15 protein-coding genes are annotated in these 19,943 nt (G+C 58.8%); 7 read left to right on the forward strand and 8 right to left on the reverse strand.

Going from position 1 to position 19,943, the window contains the following annotated elements; all coding sequences use genetic code 11:
• Nucleotides 1-177 precede the first annotated feature (177 nt).
• Both ligD and AC1DXU_RS25160 read left to right on the forward strand, forming a co-directional pair.
• A complete protein-coding gene (gene ligD / locus AC1DXU_RS25155) occupies nt 178-2,823 on the forward strand; it encodes a DNA ligase D (RefSeq protein ID WP_477373301.1) in 2,646 nt (881 codons plus the stop codon).
• A complete protein-coding gene (locus AC1DXU_RS25160) occupies nt 2,820-3,842 on the forward strand; it encodes an ATP-dependent DNA ligase (RefSeq protein ID WP_477373303.1) in 1,023 nt (340 codons plus the stop codon). The genes ligD and AC1DXU_RS25160 overlap by 4 nt, the downstream gene beginning before the upstream one ends.
• A gap of 100 nt (nt 3,843-3,942) precedes the next feature.
• Here AC1DXU_RS25160 and AC1DXU_RS25165 read toward each other — a convergent pair whose 3' ends face one another.
• Nucleotides 3,943-4,416 carry an MgtC/SapB family protein gene (locus AC1DXU_RS25165; RefSeq protein ID WP_477373305.1) on the reverse strand — a complete coding sequence of 158 codons (474 nt, stop codon included), beginning with the start codon at nt 4,414-4,416 and terminating at the stop codon, nt 3,943-3,945.
• 544 nt (nt 4,417-4,960) lie between these two features.
• Here AC1DXU_RS25165 and AC1DXU_RS25170 point away from each other — a divergent pair.
• Nucleotides 4,961-5,116 carry a hypothetical protein gene (locus tag AC1DXU_RS25170; protein ID WP_477373307.1) on the forward strand — a complete coding sequence of 52 codons (156 nt, stop codon included), beginning with the start codon at nt 4,961-4,963 and terminating at the stop codon, nt 5,114-5,116.
• A gap of 204 nt (nt 5,117-5,320) precedes the next feature.
• On the opposite strand, the gene AC1DXU_RS25175 is transcribed toward AC1DXU_RS25170, so the two are convergent.
• Together AC1DXU_RS25175 and AC1DXU_RS25180 are read right to left on the reverse strand one after the other, a co-directional pair.
• A complete protein-coding gene (locus AC1DXU_RS25175; protein WP_477373309.1) occupies nt 5,321-5,770 on the reverse strand; it encodes a GFA family protein in 450 nt (149 codons plus the stop codon).
• A gap of 195 nt (nt 5,771-5,965) precedes the next feature.
• The gene (locus AC1DXU_RS25180; RefSeq protein ID WP_477373310.1) at nt 5,966-6,163 is read right to left on the reverse strand and encodes a hypothetical protein; all 198 of its coding nucleotides are present in this window, start codon (nt 6,161-6,163) and stop codon (nt 5,966-5,968) included.
• A gap of 109 nt (nt 6,164-6,272) precedes the next feature.
• Here AC1DXU_RS25180 and AC1DXU_RS25185 point away from each other — a divergent pair, with 109 nt between their 5' ends.
• The gene (locus AC1DXU_RS25185) at nt 6,273-6,500 is read left to right on the forward strand and encodes a hypothetical protein (protein ID WP_477373312.1); all 228 of its coding nucleotides are present in this window, start codon (nt 6,273-6,275) and stop codon (nt 6,498-6,500) included.
• A gap of 64 nt (nt 6,501-6,564) precedes the next feature.
• Here AC1DXU_RS25185 and AC1DXU_RS25190 read toward each other — a convergent pair whose 3' ends face one another.
• On the reverse strand, nt 6,565-6,870 hold the full coding sequence (locus AC1DXU_RS25190; protein ID WP_477373314.1) for a helix-turn-helix domain-containing protein: 306 nt from the start codon (nt 6,868-6,870) through the stop codon (nt 6,565-6,567).
• Nucleotides 6,871-7,000: 130 nt separating this feature from the next.
• Nucleotides 7,001-10,999, reverse strand: coding sequence for a GAF domain-containing protein (locus AC1DXU_RS25195; protein WP_477373316.1), 3,999 nt, complete (start codon nt 10,997-10,999; stop codon nt 7,001-7,003).
• A 228-nt stretch (nt 11,000-11,227) separates the two neighbouring features.
• Between AC1DXU_RS25195 and AC1DXU_RS25200 the strand changes: the two genes are divergently transcribed.
• Entirely contained in the window at nt 11,228-13,168 is a 1,941-nt protein-coding gene (locus tag AC1DXU_RS25200) for a hybrid sensor histidine kinase/response regulator (RefSeq protein ID WP_477373318.1), read from the forward strand.
• A 138-nt stretch (nt 13,169-13,306) separates the two neighbouring features.
• Nucleotides 13,307-14,692, forward strand: a complete 1,386-nt coding sequence (locus AC1DXU_RS25205) for a phospholipase D family protein (protein WP_477373320.1) — start codon at nt 13,307-13,309, stop codon at nt 14,690-14,692.
• 62 nt (nt 14,693-14,754) lie between these two features.
• Here AC1DXU_RS25205 and AC1DXU_RS25210 read toward each other — a convergent pair whose 3' ends face one another.
• The 3 genes from AC1DXU_RS25210 to AC1DXU_RS25220 form a co-directional block, all read right to left on the reverse strand.
• Entirely contained in the window at nt 14,755-15,732 is a 978-nt protein-coding gene (locus tag AC1DXU_RS25210; RefSeq protein ID WP_477373322.1) for an SDR family oxidoreductase, read from the reverse strand.
• A 212-nt stretch (nt 15,733-15,944) separates the two neighbouring features.
• The gene (locus tag AC1DXU_RS25215) at nt 15,945-17,915 is read right to left on the reverse strand and encodes a sensor histidine kinase (protein ID WP_477373324.1); all 1,971 of its coding nucleotides are present in this window, start codon (nt 17,913-17,915) and stop codon (nt 15,945-15,947) included.
• A gap of 123 nt (nt 17,916-18,038) precedes the next feature.
• The gene (locus AC1DXU_RS25220) at nt 18,039-18,416 is read right to left on the reverse strand and encodes a response regulator (RefSeq protein ID WP_477373326.1); all 378 of its coding nucleotides are present in this window, start codon (nt 18,414-18,416) and stop codon (nt 18,039-18,041) included.
• Between the two features lie 1,006 nt (nt 18,417-19,422).
• Here AC1DXU_RS25220 and AC1DXU_RS25225 point away from each other — a divergent pair.
• A complete protein-coding gene (locus AC1DXU_RS25225) occupies nt 19,423-19,941 on the forward strand; it encodes a hypothetical protein (protein WP_477373328.1) in 519 nt (172 codons plus the stop codon).
• The last annotated feature ends 2 nt before the right edge of the window (nt 19,942-19,943 follow it).

Raw genomic sequence — 19,943 nt, forward strand, 5'->3', positions numbered from 1 at the left:
CGCCCTGCACGACCAGCTTCCGCTGATGATGCCTAGAGGCTGGCTCGTCGACAGGGCGCCGTCAGCGCGCGGCGCGCGTCAGTCCCACGGCGCGCGGAGTACCGTCACAGCAAAGCCGAACCAAAACTCCCTCACCGCGTTGAATCCCGGAATTGCGTGATCAGTCGGGGCACCTCCATGAAAACGGGCCAGCTTTCCACCTATCGGGCCAAGCGGGATTTCTCGAAGACAAAAGAGCCTAGCGGCGAGACGTCGATCGCGGAATCAAACCGGCTTCGGTTTGTGATCCAGAAACATGATGCAACCCGTCTGCATTACGACCTGCGTCTGGAGCTCGGCGGTGTCTTCAAGTCGTGGGCCGTCACCAAGGGGCCATCACTGAATCCTCAGGACAAGCGCCTGGCGGTCGAGGTCGAAGATCATCCGTTGGACTATGGCGATTTCGAAGGCAAGATCCCCAAGGGCCAGTATGGCGGCGGCACCGTACAGTTGTGGGATCGGGGCTATTGGGAGCCGGAAGGTGCACTTTCGCCGCAGCAGGCTCTAGAGAAAGGCGATCTGAAGTTCACGCTCGACGGCAAGCGCTTGCGCGGCAGTTTCGTCCTGGTGCGGATGAAGCATGACCGCAATGGCGGGAAGCGGACGAACTGGCTGCTGATAAAACACCGCGACAAGTACGCGACAGATAGCAATGGCGACGCGGTGTTGGCGCAGGACCGGTCCGTCGCCTCCGGACGAAGTATGGACAAGATTGCCGCGGGCAAAGGCCCCGGACCGAAGCCCTTCATGATACAAGGTTCCTCGGTGGCCGATGCGGATGCCGTATGGGACAGCAATCGCGGCCATGCTGCAGAAGAGCGCGCCGCCAAAGCCGCCAAGCCGTCTCAGCGCCGCAAGCGCACGGCTCCTGCTTCGGCGTTGAAGGCGCCCGACTTCATCCCGCCCCAGCTCTGCGCGACGCTTTCCCGGCCGCCGGCCAGCTCGAACTGGGTCCATGAAATCAAGTTCGATGGCTACCGCGTCCAGATGCGCGTCGAAGATGGCGCCGCCACGCTGAGGACGCGGAAGGGTTTGGACTGGACGGAGAAATTCGGCGCTATCGCGAAAGAGGCCGCCAGCCTTCCCAATGCCATCATCGACGGTGAGATCGTGGCGCTCGGCGAAAACGGGGCGCCCGATTTTGCCGCTATGCAAGCCGCGCTGTCGGAGCGCCGGACAAAGGATCTGATTTTCTTCGCCTTTGATTTGCTGTTCGCAAATGGTGTCGATCTGCGAAAGCTGCCTCTCACTCAGCGCAAGGAACGGCTGAGCGAGATGCTCGGCGACGTCGATCGCGGGACTGAAAATCTCATCCGCTATGTCGAGCACTTCACCAATGGCGGCGACGCGGTGCTGCAGTCCGCCTGCCGGCTTGAGCTTGAAGGCATTATCTCGAAAAAGGCTGATGCAACTTATGTCTCAGGAAGGACCGATACCTGGGCAAAATCGAAATGCCGCGCTGGCCATGAGGTCGTCATCGGAGGCTGGTCGACCACAAATGGCAAGTTCCGGTCCTTGCTGGTCGGTGTCAATCGCGGCGAGCATTTCGCCTATATCGGCCGTGTCGGGACCGGCTACAGCGAGGCGAAGGTAAACCAGCTGCTGCCAAGGCTGAAGGAGATGAAGGCCGCGAAATCGCCGTTCACCGGCGATGGCGCACCGAAAAAGGATTCGACCGTCTTCTGGGCCAAGCCGGAACTGGTTGCGGAAATCGAGTTCGCCGGCTGGACTGGCGGCGGCAATATCAGGCAGGCGGCCTTCAAGGGCCTGCGCGAAGACAAGCCGGCGAAAGAGGTTGAGGCCGAGCGCCCTGCCGACCCCCAGGAGACTCAAATTGCAGACCCCGCCAAGGTGACTGGCAAAACAGGAAAAAGCCCAGTCGTCATGGGCGTCATCATTTCCAAACCGGACAAGCCGCTCTGGCCGACTGCGGGCGACGGCAAGGCTGTCACCAAGCTCGATCTTGCAGAATACTTCGCGGCGGTTGGCCCCTGGATGATCAAACATCTCAAAGGGCGCCCCTGTTCGCTGGTGCGAGCCCCGGATGGCTACGCGGGTGAGCAGTTCTTCCAGCGGCATGCGATGCCGGGCACATCCAATCTGCTGGAACTGGTGAAAGTCTTTGGCGACCACAAGCCATATCTGCAAATCGACCGCGTTGAGGGCCTGGCAGCAATCGCCCAGATAGGCGGCCTTGAGCTGCATCCCTGGAACTGCCAGCCCGGTCATCCTGACGTCCCCGGCCGGCTCGTCTTCGATCTGGATCCTGGTCCGGAAATCTCCTTTGCCGAGGTGGTGGCTGCGGCCAAGGAAATGCGCGATCGCCTCGAAGATCTGGGCCTGGTGAGTTTTTGCAAGACGACGGGTGGCAAAGGCCTGCATGTCGTCACGCCTTTGGCCGGCCAGCGTAGCAAGACGACATGGCCCGAGGCCAAGGCCTTCGCCAAGGCTGTCTGCATGCAGATGGCGGCGGAGCGCCCCGATCTCTACCTCGTCAACATGGCCAAGAAGCTGCGGACGTCACGCATCTTTCTCGACTACCTCCGAAACGACCGCATGGCGACTGCCGTTGCTCCGCTGTCACCGCGGGCGAGGGAAGGCGCAACCGTCTCCATGCCGCTGACATGGGGGCAAGTGAAGGCGGATCTCGATCCGAAAAAATACACTGTCCGTACCGTGCCAGGCCTTCTGAAAAAGACCGTCGCCTGGGCCGACTATGACGAAGGCGAACGGTCGATCGCCACCGCCATCAAACGGCTGGGATCAGCAAAGCTCGCCGCATGACATCGAAGATTGTTAAACCGTCGTTTGGCGTTCAGTTGGACACTGAGCCCATGGAGGCAAAGTCGGCGGACGCCCTGCCTGATGACGGCGGCGGCCAGTGGCAATACGAACCCAAGTGGGACGGGTTTCGCTGCCTGGCGTTCAAAGCCGGCGACGAGGTGGAATTAAGGGCGAAATCGGGCAAGCCACTTGGTCGATATTTTCCTGAGGTCGTCGCGATGTTGCGCGACTTGAAGGCGGATGCGTTTGTGGTCGATGGTGAGATCGTCATCGACATCGATGGTGCGCTTTCTTTTGACGCACTGCAGATGCGACTGCATCCGGCGGAAAGCAGGATTCGAAAACTGTCGGCCGAGACCCCGGCCAAACTGATCCTCTTTGATATGCTGGCCAGTGCCGATGCCAGCTTGATGGATCAACCGCTGTCCGCACGACGAGCCGCGCTGGAAGCCTTAGTGAGGGCAGAAGCGGACAGCGGACTTGAGCTGTCGCGCCGTACCACGAATTTGGCGACCGCAACGAAGTGGCTGAGCGAATCCGGTCAGGGTTCAACGGATGGCGTTGTCGCCAAGCTACTCAATGACGAATATCGGCCCGGCGAGCGCGCCATGGTCAAGGTAAAGCGTCTGCGTACCGCCGATTGCGTAATCGGCGGATTTCGGTATCTGGCGAACTCCCGCGAGGTCGGCTCCTTGCTGCTTGGGCTCTACAACGATCAGGGCAAACTCGATCACGTGGGATTTACATCGACGATCGCCCGGGAAGATCGCTCAAAGCTGACCCTACAACTCGAAGCGCTGCGATCACCTCCAGGCTTTACTGGCAAAGCCCCCGGCGCCCCGAGCCGATGGAGTACGGAAAGGAGCGGACAGTGGGAGTCCGTTCGTCCAGAACTCGTAGTGGAAGTCCGCTTCGATCAGGTCACAAGCGATCGATTTCGGCATGGCACAAAATTGCTGCGGTGGCGGCCTGACAAAAGCCCAAAGCAGTGCACGTTTGACCAGATCTTGAAACCGTAGGGTTGTCTGACCACGCAGTTTGAAGGCCTTCGCTCAGTCCTAACAACGCGCCCTGCCACTAAGTTCAACAGTGCAACCCAGAGCGTCGAATTTCTCGTTTTCAGTCCTTGTTACCGATCTGCACCAACTGCAAGAGACCCAGCACCGTAAGGGCTAGCACTGTAGCCAAGGCTGCGATCTGCCAGAAGCCGAGTCCCACAGCCAGTCCTATGGCGCCTGCCAACCACATGCCCGCGTCAGTGGTGAGCCCTTGAACCTCCCCCTTAGCGAAGAAGATTAGGCCGGCGGCTAGAAAAGCCACGCCAGCGGTAGTGGCTTCAATCAAGCGGATTGGATCAATGGCGATTTCCTGGCCATCGAAGACGTGAAGGTGGGTAATTTCGATCGTCAGGACAGCAATTAGCGCCGTGGCGACGCAGACGAGGATGTGGGTTCTCAATCCCGCCGGCCGGTTGCGCCATTCGCGTTCGAGCCCAACGAGCGAACCCAAGAACGCTGCGAGCAAAAGCCTGGCTGAAATTACAGAAAAGGGAAGCCAGGTTTGCTGACCGAAACGTTCAATGAACTCATCCATGAGGCGCAGAACGTATTTCCGGCCGCTCGGTTCCGGGCAGTAGCCACATTGAGGCGCATAATCGCGCCCAAAACCCAACGTACTCCGTCAATCCTGACCATCGTTTCGGAGCTGGCAGCTTACTGCGGATCATCTTTCCGTAGCGAGGCAACCAGCTCTCGGTCCCCGCATTCTTCCTGCCGGGTGCGATCGAGTCAGGACATGAACGCATGAGTCTCGAGCCACAGTCGACAGGACCGGCAGTCCTCAAGCCCACCGACCTACGGATGCTGCAGCGTGTTTTGGAAACAACGCTGCCGGCCGGGGCCTCGGCCAGGGAACGCGAAGCTCATGCAGCGACGTTGGTCACCTTGTTCAAGTCAGGGATCACATCTGAGGACGAGCTGGTGAGCACGTTAACAGGTTCTCCTGGCGCCTAGAAGGCGATCAAATCGACAAGCCGGGTTCCCTACGACGAACGACACGTGCATGGGCGAGCGACTTCCATCGCAGGCCTTGGAACGATCTTGCGGGCATACGGTTTGTACCGTTGAAGGAGACACCCATGTTTAGATTGCTTATTCGCCTCGGCGCGATTTATGCGGCATTCCAGATCGGCAGAGAGTTCGGCCGCAAGGAAGCCGAAGTCATGCTTTTGCCGCCTGTCGATTATGAACGGCGCCCGACGCGAAGGAACGAAGCTGATCTCGGAGAGGTATAGGACCGCTCAATCGTTGGCCGACACGGGGCAACAAGGGCAAGCTCTGGCCGCCGACATCAGCGCCGATTCGTAGCTGACGGCATGGTCAACGCTGTGCTTGGCGCAGCTGTCTCCCGCGCCGGCCGTTCCCCTCAAGTTTCGAGCGCCGCGATCGACGCCGTCGGGCCCCTCGAAAACGAGCCCCCGGGCTCAGGCAACATGACGCTATGTCTCACCTTGCTGCGCCGGTGCTGCAATGTCAGGTTCGATCGGCGGAGCGTCGATGGTCCGAGAGTCGCGATCGTGCTGATACTGCTCGGCCCATGGCAAGTTCATCAGCCACGGCTCCCGCCGCCCGAGCCAGAGTTCATAGCCAGGTATGAGATCGCTGGGAGCAAGATCGAGAGCACCAACCATGATCTCCGCCTCGTCATCTCGTAGAGATGCGACTCGGGACCCGCAAACGGAACAGAAACTTCGGCCGTCAAATGTCGTGAGGGTTCCGGTTCCTTCATAAACCGATCGCGACCAAACGCCAAAGAAGTTGAACGCGCTGCCGCTCACGCGCCGACAATCCTGGCAGTGACAGAGGCCGACGCGAAGCGGAGCGCCTTTGACTGAGAAGCGAACCGCCCCACAAAGGCAACCACCAGTGTAGACGTCGTCGCCTCTCATGTCAGAGCTCGCTTTGGCGGGTCACGGTTTTCGTCGGGATTGGGGACGGGTAGCTCATCGGGAAGAAGATCCGGGTCAGGCTCCCGCACGTCCGGCGTCCAGGTTGGTGCGTCTACCGGCGGGTCGTCAGTCGGCTCTGGTTTGGGCGGCATGGCTATTCTCCTGACCTGTCGGTTGGGCGCGGTGTCTTGCCGCTTACCGGCGGTGCATCGCTCCGCCGGTTTGAGAACGGATCGGTAGAAGAGTTTGCTTCTGGGTCGCAGTTCCTGCCGCCTTGGGTGCAACGGGAGCTTCGCCCGCATCCTTGTCGGTCGAATTTTTGCGCTCGATTTCGGCGCCGGCGCTTTCTGGCTCCCTTACGAGTCCCTTGTTGAGATTTCTGATGCTGGCCATTCGAACATCTCCCTTTGCTGGCCAACGACCTGCCAGAGGGAATGTTCCATCGGGCGCGGAACTCCTTGGTGTCTGGAGGGGTTATCGATCATCAGCGAGGAGGATCGAAATGCCCGACAATGAAAACCATCGCGAAACCGGAGCGACGAAATATCCGGCCAGGGCCGGTCCAGATCCTTCCGACGCGTTCTCCCAGGACGCAGCTGGCAACAGGAAGCCGAAAGACGGGATTGGACTGACGCGTCCTGTAAACGACGTCGATGACAAGACGCACCAGTCAGACGGTCAGAACCCGTCTTGGGCGCGGCCGAGTGACGAAGAGAAGACGCGACCCTGAATGTCGCCAATCTCAGCTTGATGGCCGATGGGGGCGGCTTTGCGAAGGGACAGGCCCAATTGGGTTACATGTCGCTGCTCTCGATGATACCGGCTTCACCATCTCGAATATGCGTACGAGGCGCGGCGACCTTTCTGAGCCGGACCCCTGGTCCGCCTTCAGCTGTCTCGCCATCCTCCAGGAAGGCTACGCCCGCGAGTTCCAGCGCCGTTTGCATGGCGGTGAGCTTGTCGACGGCCGGAACACGCTTGCCGTTTTCGAAATCCCGCACCGTTCCTTCGCTTAAGTTGGCCTTTGATCCCAGCCTGACTTGTGGCCAACCCAACAGTCCTCTTGCCGCGCGGCATTGTTCCTTAGTCAGTCGGACCAAAAACATTCCTCCTTGCTTTCGCTCAAGCCGACTTGCACAGCGCACGTGGCGCAACCATTTTGCTCATCCCGTTTCCAGTCAGAGCAAACGACGCCGCCTTCAAATCGTTCCCAATACTCGTATCAGGCACTTATGCGAGGTCATCGAGAATCGCACGCACCTTTTCGGCCAGATCCTCAAGACTGAATGGTTTGGGCAGCAGCTGGGTCCCGGGATCCAGAATACCGTTATGGACGATCGCATTGCGCGTGTAGCCGGTGGTGTAGAGGACCTTCAGCGTCGGATTCCTTTTGCGCAGGATATCGACGAGCTGACGCCCTGACATCTCGGGCATGACAACGTCGGTGAATAGGAGGGACAATTGCTGCCCGCCTTCAATCAGCTTGATGGCTTCATTCGGCCCGCTTGCCTCGACAACCGTGTAGCCAAGCTCGCGCAACGCCTCAGCCGATACGACGCGCACGCGGTCTTCATCCTCCACCACCATGACGATCTCGGTAGCGAGGCCGCCATCTATCGACCGCGGCTTGCGTTCGTCGGCATCTGGCTGGGCTTGGCCGTAGTGTCTTGGCAGGTAGATCTTGACCGTCGTGCCCACGCCTGGCTCGGAGTAAATTTTAACATTGCCACCGGACTGTCGGACAAAGCCGTAAACCTGGCTCAGGCCGAGCCCCGTGCCCTTGCCGACACTTTTGGTCGTGTAGAATGGGTCGAACGCTTTGCTGAGAACCTCGGCCGACATGCCTGTGCCCGTGTCGGTAACGGCAATCAATACGAATTGGCCGGATCCCAGCGCGGACTCGCGAGCATACCGCTCGTCGACATAGGCGTTCGATGTTTCGATGGTCAGCTTGCCACCGTTCGGCATGGCATCGCGCGCGTTGACCGACAGATTGAGCAAGGCGCTTTCCAACTGACCGGGGTCGGCCTTCACCTGCCAGAGGCCGGCGCCAAAAGCGGTCTCGACCTTGATCGTTTCACCAAGTGTTCGCACGAGGAGATCGGTCATACCCCCAATCAGGCGGTTCGCATTGATGGGTTCGGGGGCAAGGGGCTGCTGTCGTGAAAATGCCAGCAACCGTTGCGTCAGGGCGGCAGCGCGATGAGCACCATCCATCGCGCCTTCCACGAACCGGCCGACATCGGTCTCGCCCTTAGCGAGCTTTCGTTGCAGCAGATTGAGACCGCCGATGATGACGGCCAGCATGTTGTTGAAGTCATGCGCGATGCCGCCCGTCAGTTGGCCGACAGCCTCCATCTTCTGCACCTGCCGCAGCTGCTCTTCGGCCTTGGAACGTTCGGCCACCTCATCCGCAACTCTTTGCTCAAGCGTGGCGTTGAGTGTCTGTAGTGCGGCTTCGGCACGTCGTCTTTCTTGCAGCTCGCGCTGCGCCGCCTGGAAAAGCCGCGCATTGTCGATCGCTGTCGCGGCATGTCCGGCGATGCCCAGCAAAGCACTCTCGTGCTCGTGGCGAAATCTGCCGGTCTCCGCGTGGCCGAAAAAGAGACCACCCAAAACCTCGCCGGAGTTCGATACGACAGGCACTGCCAGGTAGGAGCGGACGGGCAGGTGGCCTTCCGGCATACCCTTGCGCGGCGCGTTGTGGCCGTAGCGCGGATCCAGCAGGATATCGTCGGATCGAACCACGCCCGTTCCGAGGAACGTCGGTTCAAACACCGCGGTCGCTCGCGGCATAGGGTAGTTTTGGAACGCAGACCGCGGCGCGCCCGATAGCGCGTAGAGCATGTAGCTGCCGCCCTGATCGTCGAGCACGTTGTAGAAGAACGCCCCAAACTGTGCGCCCGACAGCTGCACGCCGGCATCTGTGGTTGTCTGGACGATCTTGTCGAGGTCCAATTCGGCGGCCACGGTCGCGCCGGTGTCGTTCATGATCTTGAGGTGGCGCTCCGCCTTCTTGCGGTCTGAGATATCGATCACCGTCCCGATAAAACGAACGGCCTTCCTGTCCTCGAAAATGGCATGACCACTTGCCGCCACCCACCGTTCGATACCGTCTTCCAGGCCGATCGTTCGATACTCGATGTTGAAGCCTTCTGAGCTGTCTGGAGCGATGGCGCGTCTGACCGCCTCATCGGCTCGATCCCGATCATCTGGATGGAGGCCAGCGATAAAGGAGCCCGTGTAGGAAACTGGGCTGTCCGACGTGATGCCAAACAGTGCCCGGCACTGGGCGTCCCAGCGCAACTGATCGGCGACGGGATCGTAATCCCAAATGCCGATTGCGGCCGCCTTGGTAGCTAGGCTCAATCGTTCCGCGGTTTCGGCAGCACCCTGATCCGATCTTACCCTTTCGATATGAGCCCAGGATCGTTCAGTGACTTCTGTGAGAAGCGCGAGTTCGTTCTGCGTCCATGTTCGCGGCGCGTTGTCGTGGATCGCCATCAATGCAGTGAGGCGTCCTTCTTTGACGAGCGGCATGCAGATCGTTGCAGAAATGCCGATATTCTGAAATGTCGCGGCTTCTTGCGATGCGAGTTCGGCTCGATTGTCGTTGATGATCAGCGGCAGCCCTTGATGCAGCCTGAGAACGGCAAGCTCGCCAAAATCCTGCAGGCTGTAGTAGCCGACGATGCTGCCTGAGCCTTGCCTGTGCCAATCCCCACGTATCGTAAAGTGGTCCTGGTCGGGCTCCATGTCGGCATATGCGCAAATCGCTACACCAAGATGCTCGCCAAGCATCCTGGTGGTGATTTCAAGAATGGCGTCCGCGTCGGTGCTTTTTGACGTCTCTTTTCCAAGTGCGTCGAGAAAGCGCAACCGACTTTCATTCTGGCGCAGTTCAGCTTGCGCACGCCGTCGTTCAACCGCTGTGCGGGTCCGCTCGGCCATCTCGCGAACGAACTCGATTTCCTCCTCGGACCAGGAGCGCGGCCTTTCGTGGTTGAGGTAAAGCAGCGCAACGAAGCCGGCCTGTTCGGTGACCGGCATGTTGATGAAGGATTGTGCGCTGATCGCTTTCAGCGCCTCCGCATTGTGGCTTGTCCGTGGATCCGTGTCGGCGTCTTCGCAGACAACGGTGATGCCTTGCTTCAGGTCTTCGATATAGGTTCCGTAGTCGCGGAAATGCAGCACCCCGGCCAAGCTTTTGATGCCGGGTGCGTTCCAATCGCGTTCGATTGAAATGGTCTCCTTGGCCAGATCGATCGTGCCGTAGCCGGCTCGGCTTACTTCAAGCTCCCGACCAATGATTTCTGCTGCAGCGTAGGCGAGATCGTCCGGATCTTCGACCAGCCGGACGACCTCGGCGAGATCCGCGATCGCAGCGCTTCGCCGTCTAGCGCGGAATGTCTCGGTGACGTCGAAGCCCTCGCAGAATATTCCCGTGATGGTGCTATCGCCATCGTAGAGCGGCGCATAGATGAAGGTGAGGTAGCGTGTTTCCTCGGGTTGTTCCGGCGAACGGCGAAAGCGAACGGGGACCCCTTGCGCCTCAAACGTTTCGCCGCTTTTGAACACCTCGTCGAGGCGTTCGAAAAACCCTTGCCCTTCCAGACTGGGAAACGCATCCCGTATGGTCTTTCCCAGCCATTCGCTGCTGTTGAACACAAGGCGATGGGCATCGTTCAGGAATTCGACCACGTGGTCGGGGCCGCTCATTATGATGATGAAGCCCGGGGCCTGTTCGAACAGGTTGAGCTGACGCTCCGCGGCGAGGCGCTCCCGCCGTTCTGCAAGAAATCGGTCCGTCGTTTCCGTGCAGACGCCGAACAGCCCGCAAACCTCTCCGCTATCCGGTTGCACGATCGGGTTGTAGGAGAAAGCGAAGTGTGCCTCCTCAGGGGTGCCGCGCTTGTCAATGCGGATCTCAATGTCGTCCATATGCACCGGTCGACCTTGAAAGACCTGATCAAACATCGGACCGATCGTGTCCCACGCTTCTGCCCAAACATCGTGGCTGGGCAAGCCGAGGGCGATCGGGTGTTTTCTTCCTAGAATGGGGATGAAAGCGTCGTTGTAGAGCCAGATCCGTTCAGAACCCCAAACGACAAACATCGGCTGGCCTGAACCCAGGATCAGGTTAACCAGTGTTCTGAGCTCACTGGGCCATGATGAAACAGGTCCGACTGACGTCTGATTCCAGGGCAATGACCCGATGCGGTCAGCCATTTCGCCAGCGCTGCGAAAAGCAGCACTCGCCATATCCTCGCTGGATCCCACCAAAACGCCCCCCAATATCGAACCGGACAAAACGACGGAACTTGATTTTGGTTGCGCGCAGCCCAGACTTTCTGTTGAGGCCCGTGGCCCGAAGACCGACCAGGGTTCAGGTGGCCGGGTCTTTAACGGAACCAAGGCTTTGAACTGGCGTTTCTACCTGTTACGGGAGCAGTGACTTTGCAAAAATTGTCAATCAAGCAGCCGACCTCTTCGCTTCCGGTTGAGGACAGATATCGCGTGCTGATTGATTCCATCACCGACTATGCGGTGTACCTCCTCGATGCACAGGGCACTGTAAGCAGCTGGAGCCCAGGCGCGCAAAAATCCATGGGTTACAGCGCAGTTGAGATTATCGGCCAACATTTCTCGGTCTTCTATAAGCCGGGGGACCGGGACGCAGGATTGCCCGCGCTTGCACTGAAAACGGCTGCGTCCGAAGGCCGGTTTGAGGCCGAAGGGTGGCGGCTACGCAAGGACGGAACGGAGTTCTGGACGCACGTGGTAATCGATCCCGTGCGTGGTGCTGGCGGCACTGTGGTGGGATTTGCGAATATCACTCGAGACCTGACGGAACGACAGAGCGCTCAACAGGCTTTGAAAAGCAGTGAAGAACAGTTCCAGATATTGGTCCAAAGCGTGGCCGACTATGCCATTTATATGTTGGATGCGAAGGGGTTTGTAACCAGCTGGAACCTGGGTGCCGAGCGGATCAAGGGGTACAAGGCAGACGAAATTCTAGGCGAACATTTCTCGCGCTTTTATCTTGAGGCCGACCGAAAAGCAGGGCTTCCGGAAGAGAGCCTTGCGGTCGCCGCCAAAGACGGTCGTTTCGAGCGCGAAGCCTGGCGTTTGCGCAAGGACGGAACGACGTTTCTCGCTCATGTGATAATTGATGCAATCCGAAATGACGGCGGGGAACTGATTGGCTTTGCCAAAATCACCCGCGATGTGACCGAACGCAGCAAGGCTCAGAAAGAGCTGGAGCAAACCCGCGAACAGCTTTTTCAAATCCAAAAACTGGAAGCCATAGGTCAGCTGACCGGTGGGGTCGCGCACGACTTCAACAACCTTCTGATGGTGATCCAGAGCAGCCTCTCAATGATACGCAGGCGTCTCACCAATGATCCGAAACTTGTGTCCCTCCTGGACAACGCTTTGCAGGCTGCGGAAAGGGGCTCATCGCTGACCCAGCGAATGTTGGCGTTTGCACGCCGCCAAGACCTTGATCAACAAACGGTCTCCATTCCCGAACTGGTGCTCGGGATGACCAATATGCTTGAAAGGGCTATCGGTCCGACTATCCCTGTTTTGACCCAATTTCCCTTGTCGCTGCCCAGCACTGTCACTGACCCCAACCAGCTAGAGTCGGTGCTGTTGAACCTCGCAGTCAATGCCCGAGATGCGATGCCCTCCGGAGGCTCGCTTGTCATTAGCGCCGAGGCCGAGGAGTTGGATGCTTTCAATAGTCACAAGCTTAAAGCAGGTCGCTACGTCCGTTTGTCGGTGAAGGACGTAGGCCAAGGAATGGACGCGGAAACGCTCTCCCGGGCGACCGAGCCCTTCTTTACAACCAAAGGCGTCGGCAAGGGGACTGGTTTGGGACTTGCAATGGCGCAGGGATTTGCCGAGCAGTCAGGAGGCCGGCTCAAGGTTCACAGTCAACTCGGCGCCGGGACCACGGTGGAGATTTGGCTGCCCGCCGCTACCTCATCGCAGTCTCAGGCCGAGAAGGTTCAGATGCCCGCGATGAAGAGGCCGAACCGGGAAGCGATATCAATCCTAGCTGTTGATGATGATCCTCTTGTTCTCATGAACACGGTCGCAATGCTCGAGGATCTCGGTCATAAAGTTTTGGAGGCAGGGTCAGCGACCCGGGCGCTGGAAATCCTGAAGAGCGAACCGAAGCTGGATTTGCTCATCACCGATCATGCCATGCCCGGGATGACGGGCGCTGACCTGATCGAGATCGTTAGAACCGAGCGCCCAGACCTTCCCGCAATTCTTGCCACGGGTTATGCCGAACTTCCGTCTGGCACACAGACAAGTGCGACCCGCCTGGCCAAGCCCTTTTTTGATGAAGACTTGGAAAAGGCAATGGACATCGCCCTTCGGCGATGATGTCGCGCTGTCGTCAGTCATCCCACTTCAACGCACTGTCAGACGGTTGGGTATGCAACCAGAATTGCACTGACGGGTTCTTGCTATGATTTTGAGCATGGGCCGGCTGCGACCGCCGTCCGAAGGTGGCCAATTTTCATGGACGTATCGGTTTCTCAAATCGCAGACGACAACATCAAGGCCGGCAAGAGCGGCTTGCTTCTTGTCTCGGACAACTATGACGCTTTCGCTGTGCGCGTGCTAGCGGCACGGAGTGCAGAGCGCACCTTAGACCTGATGTATTACCTTTGGCACGATGACCACACCGGTCGCTTGCTCTTGCAAGAGGTTTTTCGAGCCGCTGAGCGCGGCGTGCGGGTCCGTATGCTCCTTGACGACGTCAATCCGCGCAAAAACGATGCTGCCTATCTGGCGCTGAACAATCATCCAAACATCGAACTGAAGTTGTTCAATCCAAGCGGAATCATTCGTGGTCTGGAAGTGCTGTTGCGGCTCTTTGCACTGACACGACGTATGCACAACAAGGCTTGGATCGCCGACGACAGGTTTGCCATTGTCGGCGGACGGAATGTTGGCGACGCCTATTTCGATGCGGCAGAGACCAATTTCCGCGACCTCGACATGCTGCTCATGGGGCCTGCAGTACAGCAAACGGCGGCGATATTTGATGCCTTCTGGGCATGCGAGGAATCCAAGCCAATCAAGACGCTTGGTGCAGCGACGGAGCATGAGCAGGTCAAACGGTTTGAAGTGAACGAGTCCGAAACCGAGTCAAAATTCTTGAACGGCATAGGGGAGCGTGGCTCTGTCGTAGAATTTATCGCGGCCAGCAACGATGTTCATTGGGTGGGGGGCGTGCGGGTCATTTCCGATCCACCTGAGAAAGTTCGTGGCTGGAGACGTCGCAGCTGGCTTATGAAAGAGCTGCGTCCCATCATTCAATCGACGCGCGAATGTCTAGAAATTGTGTCGCCCTATTTCATCCCCGGCAAAAGAGGCACAGCGATGTTGCTGGACCTTGTCGGCACTGGTGTTGACGTTTCGGTTCTGACCAATTCCCTGGCCGCCACAGACGTCGCCGCGGTCCACGGCGCCTACGCAAACTATCGCAAGCGGCTGCTGAGGAACGGCGTCAAACTTTTTGAGCTTCAACCATTCAGCCGTCAGCCGTCAATTTCGGTGTTTGGTTCAAAAGGCGCCAGTCTGCATACGAAGGCTTTCACCGTTGACGACAAGACCGGCTTCGTCGGCTCCTTCAATTTCGATCCGCGGTCAGTGTCTTTGAATTCGGAAATGGGCGTGCTCTTCGAGGATGCGAAATTGGTCGCTGAGCTACGGCATCGATTCCAGTCAGAGATATCTCCGGAGGCTAGCTATCGCCTCGAACTGAAAGCCAACGTTCTGCACTGGCATGGATGCGACGAGGGCAAGCTGCAGGACTATACGCATGAACCAGAAGCCGGATATTTTCGCCGTGTCCTGGCGGGCCTGGTCCGCCATCTTCCGATCGAGTCTCAGCTTTAAGCTGGCAGCGCAAGATTATGACGCCGGGCTCGTCCTCAAGCGCTGCAGCGGCGATTGACCGCTCAATATCCACCCACAATCGGAAGGATTTCGCCGGTGATGTAACTCGAGCATTGCGGCGAGGCCAGGAACACATAGGCCGGTGCGATCTCTTCAGGCTGCGCCGGGCGCTTCATCGGCGTCTTGGCGCCGAATTGCGAGACATCCGCCGCTTGCTTGTCGGACGGGTTGAGCGGTGTCCAGACCGGCCCCGGCGCCACCGCGTTGACCCGGATGCCCTTGGCGATCAGATTGCCCGACAGCGCGCGTGTGAAGGCGTGGATGCCACCCTTGGTCATCGAATAGTCGACCAGCTCTTTCGAGCCCTCTATGCCGGTGACCGAACCGGTGTTGACGATGGCCGAGCCCGGCTTCATGTGCGCCACTGATTCCTGGGCCATGTGGAAATAGCCGTAGAGATTGGTCTTCAGTGTGGCGTCGAAATGCTCCTCGGTGAGGTCGGCGAAGTCGGCCGAGTGAACCTGGAAGGCGGCGTTGTTGACCAGCACGTCGAGCTTGCCGAGTTGCTTCACCGTGCTCTCGACCGCGCGTCGGCAGAAGGCGCGGCTGCCGACATCGCCGCGCAGCGCCAGGCAGCGCCGGCCCTCGGCCTCGACCGCTTGCTTGGTCACTTCGGCATCCCGGTCTTCGCTGAGATAGACGATGGCGACGTCGGCGCCTTCGCGTGCAAACAGCACTGCCACTGCGCGGCCGATGCCGGAATCGCCGCCGGTGATGAGCGCCACCTTGCCGTCGAGTTTCTTCGAGCCCTGCCAGAACGGCGCGTCGTAGAGCGGCGCCGGTTTCACCTGCGCCTCCTCGCCCGGCTTGGGATGATGCTGCTTGGGAAAAGGCGGCTCGGGATAGGGTCGGGCGCCTGCCTGCATGGCGGCGTCGGGCTTGGCTTTCGCCTTCTTGAGGTCGTCGGCGGCCACCTTGCGCTGCACGCTGCGCTGCTTCCCCGTAGTCTTCGACGTGTCGGTTTTCGTTTTCGTCAACATGGATTGCCTCCTTTGTTGGAGGGACAACGCATGTGGGGCAAAAAGGTTTTCGTCGGGAGCTAGTGGGACGATATCGGCAAGGGCGCTACACTTTTTTGCGGGCGGCGCCGCTTCTTCCGGATACGCAACGAGCACGACCAGATGCGACTGCATCCAAGTGATGCAAGCTGGAACAATTAAATGGCGGGCGAGGGAGATCCCTCGTGCTGGGCTCAAGACGCGTAATCAGGGCCCCTAGGTTCTCCCAGGTCAACCTCAAAAACGCAAACGAGACCGGTCGGCTCGAACGTGATTGTGACGGTCCCTGCAGATTTTGGCCCGAGAAGCCTCTCAAGCATTCGTGTACCGAATCCTTTGCGCTCGATTGCCGCGACAGGAGGGCCGTCCAGCTCGCGCCATTCTATTCGAACGTGCTTCCTCTGCTCTTGCCGGCTTGTTACCCAGGAGATCGAGACGGTTCCCTCCTTGCACGAAAGTGCTCCGTATTTGATTGCGTTGGTGGCCAGTTCATGGAAACCCAATGATAGGGACAACGCCAGAGCGGGGGAAAGCCAGACCTCGTCCCCTACGATTTGCAAGCGCTCCGTATTGGCATGCGGTGAAAGTGCCGCCGCGACGACATCCTTCAGATCGGCCCCGCTCCAATTCTCTTGCGTCAGGATATCGTGTGCCTTGGCAAGAGAGACAAGCCTGCTTGAGAGCGAGCGCTCCGCCTCTGGCAAACTCGTGGCATTGCGCAGGGTTTGGCTCGCGATGGACTGAACAACTGCCAAGGTGTTTTTGACACGGTGATTGAGCTCGTTGACAAGAAGCCGGCGCTGTTCTTCGCCCTGCTTACGTGCGGTTATGTCGAGGCTGACCTGCACCGCACCGATGACCTTGCCAGAGGTGCCGCGGATCGGGCGGGCACTCGACAGAAGTGTCCGTTGAATGCCGTTCGGAAGAATATAGGAAAATTCCTGATTGTCTGTCTGCTCGCCGCGCATCGCCTTGCTGAGCGGCCGATCTTCGCGGCTCACAGTATGCCCATCCTGCAAAGCGATCGTGTCGATGACCAAATCGGTCGTGCCGAAGGATTTGCGACTGTCGGTAGGCAAGCCCATGAGTTCCGCGGCGAAGCGATTGCGTATCACTTGGCGTGCTTGTGGATCATATGTGAACCAGACCGCCGCAGGAGCAGTCTCCAGGACAGCTTCCAGCTCGAACTCGCGTTCCGCAAGCGCGCGCTCTGCGGCGACAAGTGCGTCAGCGACCACTGCAAACTCTGAAACCGCGGTGGACATGGCGGTGACCGGTCGGCCTTGGCCCAACGCATCAGCGCGGCTAGCCAGATCGCGGGCCGCCTTGGCGAAGCCGTTCCCGACAACGTAGGCGAGTGCGGAAGAGATCAGCATCGCCACAAGGGCGAGCGCAGCGATCGCAGCAAGAGATCGCCAAAGGGGCGCCTGGACTACAGAGAGCGGAACATTTGCCGTGTAGAACCAGTTGGAAGCTCCGGAACGGTAGTAGCCGGCAAGCAGTGTCATGCCCTGAAAGTTTCGGGAGGTGAACGTGCCCGAGCGGCCGGCGACCTTCTCAAGATACTCTGGCAAGCCCGGCTTACCGGTCATCTCCTCGTGGAGTGTTGATCGTGCCACATAGGCGCCCTCGCGGTCGCCAACGCCGATCGTCCAACCTTCGGGCACCGCCGGCATCATGACGTCGCGAATGTGGACGGTGGGGACCGAGACGGCGAGAAGCCATTCTTCGCCTCTGGGGCCACGCACAGGGATCGCGACGGCAATCCGATATTCTCCAGAGGCGGCATAGACGCTGCTGACGATCGGCAGTTTGGATTTGACCTTGGCGATTTCCGATGTCGACAACGCTGTGACGGGCGGCAAAGCGGCGCCGAAGGGCAACTGAGTATTGATCAACTGGTTGCGGCCCAAGTCGCGCAGCAAGATGACTCGATCCGTACCCTGCACCAGGCGAGTGGCTTCCTTGTGCAGCGTCATCAGGTCGCCCCCAGACATAGAGGATGACTTGGAAAGGCCTTCGACCACTGTGGCGAGGTTTGTAATCTCGCCTTCGACCACGAGTGATATCTGGCGCGCGACCTGCAGTGCCTCACCCTCGAAACGCGACCGCTCGTTCAAGGCGTATTGGGCGAGGAGGTAAGCGGCAAAGAGCCAGACAGGCACAACGGCCGCCGTTATTAGGCTTAGTAGATACATTCGAGCTGACAGACGAGGCAACTTCCATCCCCACATTGTTCAGGCCGCCAACCATGCTGAGACTAGGCAAGTGCTATCTAGAAAATGAAACTATTTATCCTCGTCCTTAGAAGGGAGGGCCAAGGAAATTGCATTCGCGAGCTGGTGCGGTTCAAAGGGCTTTTGAAGTGTCGTGACTTCTTTAAAGCGCTCGTCCAGCCCACGCAGCCCGTATCCAGTGGCGAAAACGAACGGGATACCTCGCTCCTGTAAAAGCTGGGCCACAGGAAAGGATTGTTCATTTGCCAAATTGACGTCCAGGACGGCAAGATCGAAACTTTCGTCCAGGGCCATCTTTAGCGCAGCGTCAAGGCGCATAGCCGGGCCGAGAACCTCAAATCCCAGATCCGCCAGCATGTCTTCGAGCAGCATGGCGACAAGTATTTCGTCCTCAACAACGAGGACTCTGAGGCGCCGTTTGTCAGCCAAATGCCACCGCCTTCAATCCCAGGAGCAATGACATCCTAGCGGGCGGAAAGCATGACGAGAATGATCATCGGAATGAGATCCGAACGACGCGACGCCAATCTAGACTCCCCCATTATACCGTCCCACAAATTTGTTAGCGCCCGCTAATAATTCGCAGAAGAATCATTCGTTCCCTCGCAGAGTCCAGTGTAGGGTCCGCAGCGCGCGATTAGCTAGCGTCGAGTTCTTGATCCCGCTTTGCGGGGCTCCCCTTTGAGGGGATCAGTTTCAATCCATTGGCGGAAAACTCGCAGACAGATCCTTCCCCGAAAATGGACGGCAAAGCTGCACGCTAGCCATTTGATCTCTTCCTTGCGGCGGCGGGATTCTGGCCAGTAGCAGCCGTGGTCTGGGCATCCTTCGAGTGTGCAGCTATTGCTGGACCTGCGCCCGTAGCCTTACGCATGTCGCCACTCTTCTCTTTCTCGGCCGGCTTTTTGCCACGAAGGCCAGAGAAATATTTTGCGAACAAGCCCATCTTTTCCTCCCTAACATCACCTGCTCAATGGCGGTCTTCTTTGTAGGGAATTGGCTGGACGCTCTTTTGTTCCTTAGCGCAAACGAATGGATGTGGGGAGCTTGATGTCCGCACCGTACAACCCAGGCGTTGAGCATCTGCAGTCGCTTTTGTCGTCTCCTCCCGACCTGACCTTTGAGATCTTACTTGCGTCGTGAAGTTCCACTCGGACCCGCGGTGCACGGCGCCAACGGCTCATGGGCCGAGCTGGTGGACGAAGTCAGCCTTCTAGTAGGCTCCGCGATTGAATGGTGAGCGGCAGGCCAGAGATGCATAGAGTTCCGAGAACTCGTCCAGCAAAAGCTGCGAGGCTCCGAGCAACGGGCATGTCTGTATGGCGGCCGGTGCGGACGCAATAGCGGCAGGAATATTCGTTTCCGCCAGGGAACTGGTTGCTGTTGGCCGAGTTCAATTCACGACATCAACTCGAGACAACAGGAGTGAAAAATCGTGAACACGCCAATCACCAACGACCTCAGCGGGTCCTCTAATGAGAATGAATGGCAGGACGAGACCGATACCGGCCGGACCGGCAAAAGCAAGGAAGCGCTCGGTAAATTGAAGTCGAGCGCGGCCGAAACTGCAACCCACCTCAAAACCGCCGCTGCGTCGGTTTCGACTGACGCGAAAAATTATGCCGGCTCGGTGGCATCAGATGCTGCTGGGGCGTTCAAGGAAGCGGTGGAGTCGAACAAGACCGCCGGCGCCGACGCGATCGCCAACATTGCCCATTCCGTCAAGGAAGCCGCTGATGGGATCGAGAAGCAATCACCTCAGGTTGCTGGCATGGTCCGCACCGCCGCCGAAGGCGTGGAACGGATCTCGTCGGATATCAGGGACCGAAACGTCGGTGAATTGCTGGATTCCGTTACCAAATTCGCCCAGCGCCAGCCTGCGGCCTTTTTCGGCGTAGGCATCCTGGCCGGGGTGGTTCTCACCCGCATCATGCGAAGCTCCGATCGGTCCTGAAA

The sequence above is a fragment of the Mesorhizobium sp. P3_A10 genome (assembly GCF_056403175.1).

Excerpts from the sequence above, each read along its gene's own strand:
- ligD (WP_477373301.1), top strand. The coding sequence starts at position 178 with ATGAAAACGGGCCAGCTTTCCACCTATCGGGCCAAGCGGGATTTCTCG.
- AC1DXU_RS25160 (WP_477373303.1), top strand. The coding sequence starts at position 2,820 with ATGACATCGAAGATTGTTAAACCGTCGTTTGGCGTTCAGTTGGACACT.
- AC1DXU_RS25165 (WP_477373305.1), bottom strand. The coding sequence starts at position 4,416 with ATGGATGAGTTCATTGAACGTTTCGGTCAGCAAACCTGGCTTCCCTTT.
- AC1DXU_RS25170 (WP_477373307.1), top strand. The coding sequence starts at position 4,961 with ATGTTTAGATTGCTTATTCGCCTCGGCGCGATTTATGCGGCATTCCAG.
- AC1DXU_RS25175 (WP_477373309.1), bottom strand. The coding sequence starts at position 5,770 with ATGAGAGGCGACGACGTCTACACTGGTGGTTGCCTTTGTGGGGCGGTT.
- AC1DXU_RS25180 (WP_477373310.1), bottom strand. The coding sequence starts at position 6,163 with ATGGCCAGCATCAGAAATCTCAACAAGGGACTCGTAAGGGAGCCAGAA.
- AC1DXU_RS25185 (WP_477373312.1), top strand. The coding sequence starts at position 6,273 with ATGCCCGACAATGAAAACCATCGCGAAACCGGAGCGACGAAATATCCG.
- AC1DXU_RS25195 (WP_477373316.1), bottom strand. The coding sequence starts at position 10,999 with ATGGCTGACCGCATCGGGTCATTGCCCTGGAATCAGACGTCAGTCGGA.
- AC1DXU_RS25205 (WP_477373320.1), top strand. The coding sequence starts at position 13,307 with ATGGACGTATCGGTTTCTCAAATCGCAGACGACAACATCAAGGCCGGC.
- AC1DXU_RS25210 (WP_477373322.1), bottom strand. The coding sequence starts at position 15,732 with ATGTTGACGAAAACGAAAACCGACACGTCGAAGACTACGGGGAAGCAG.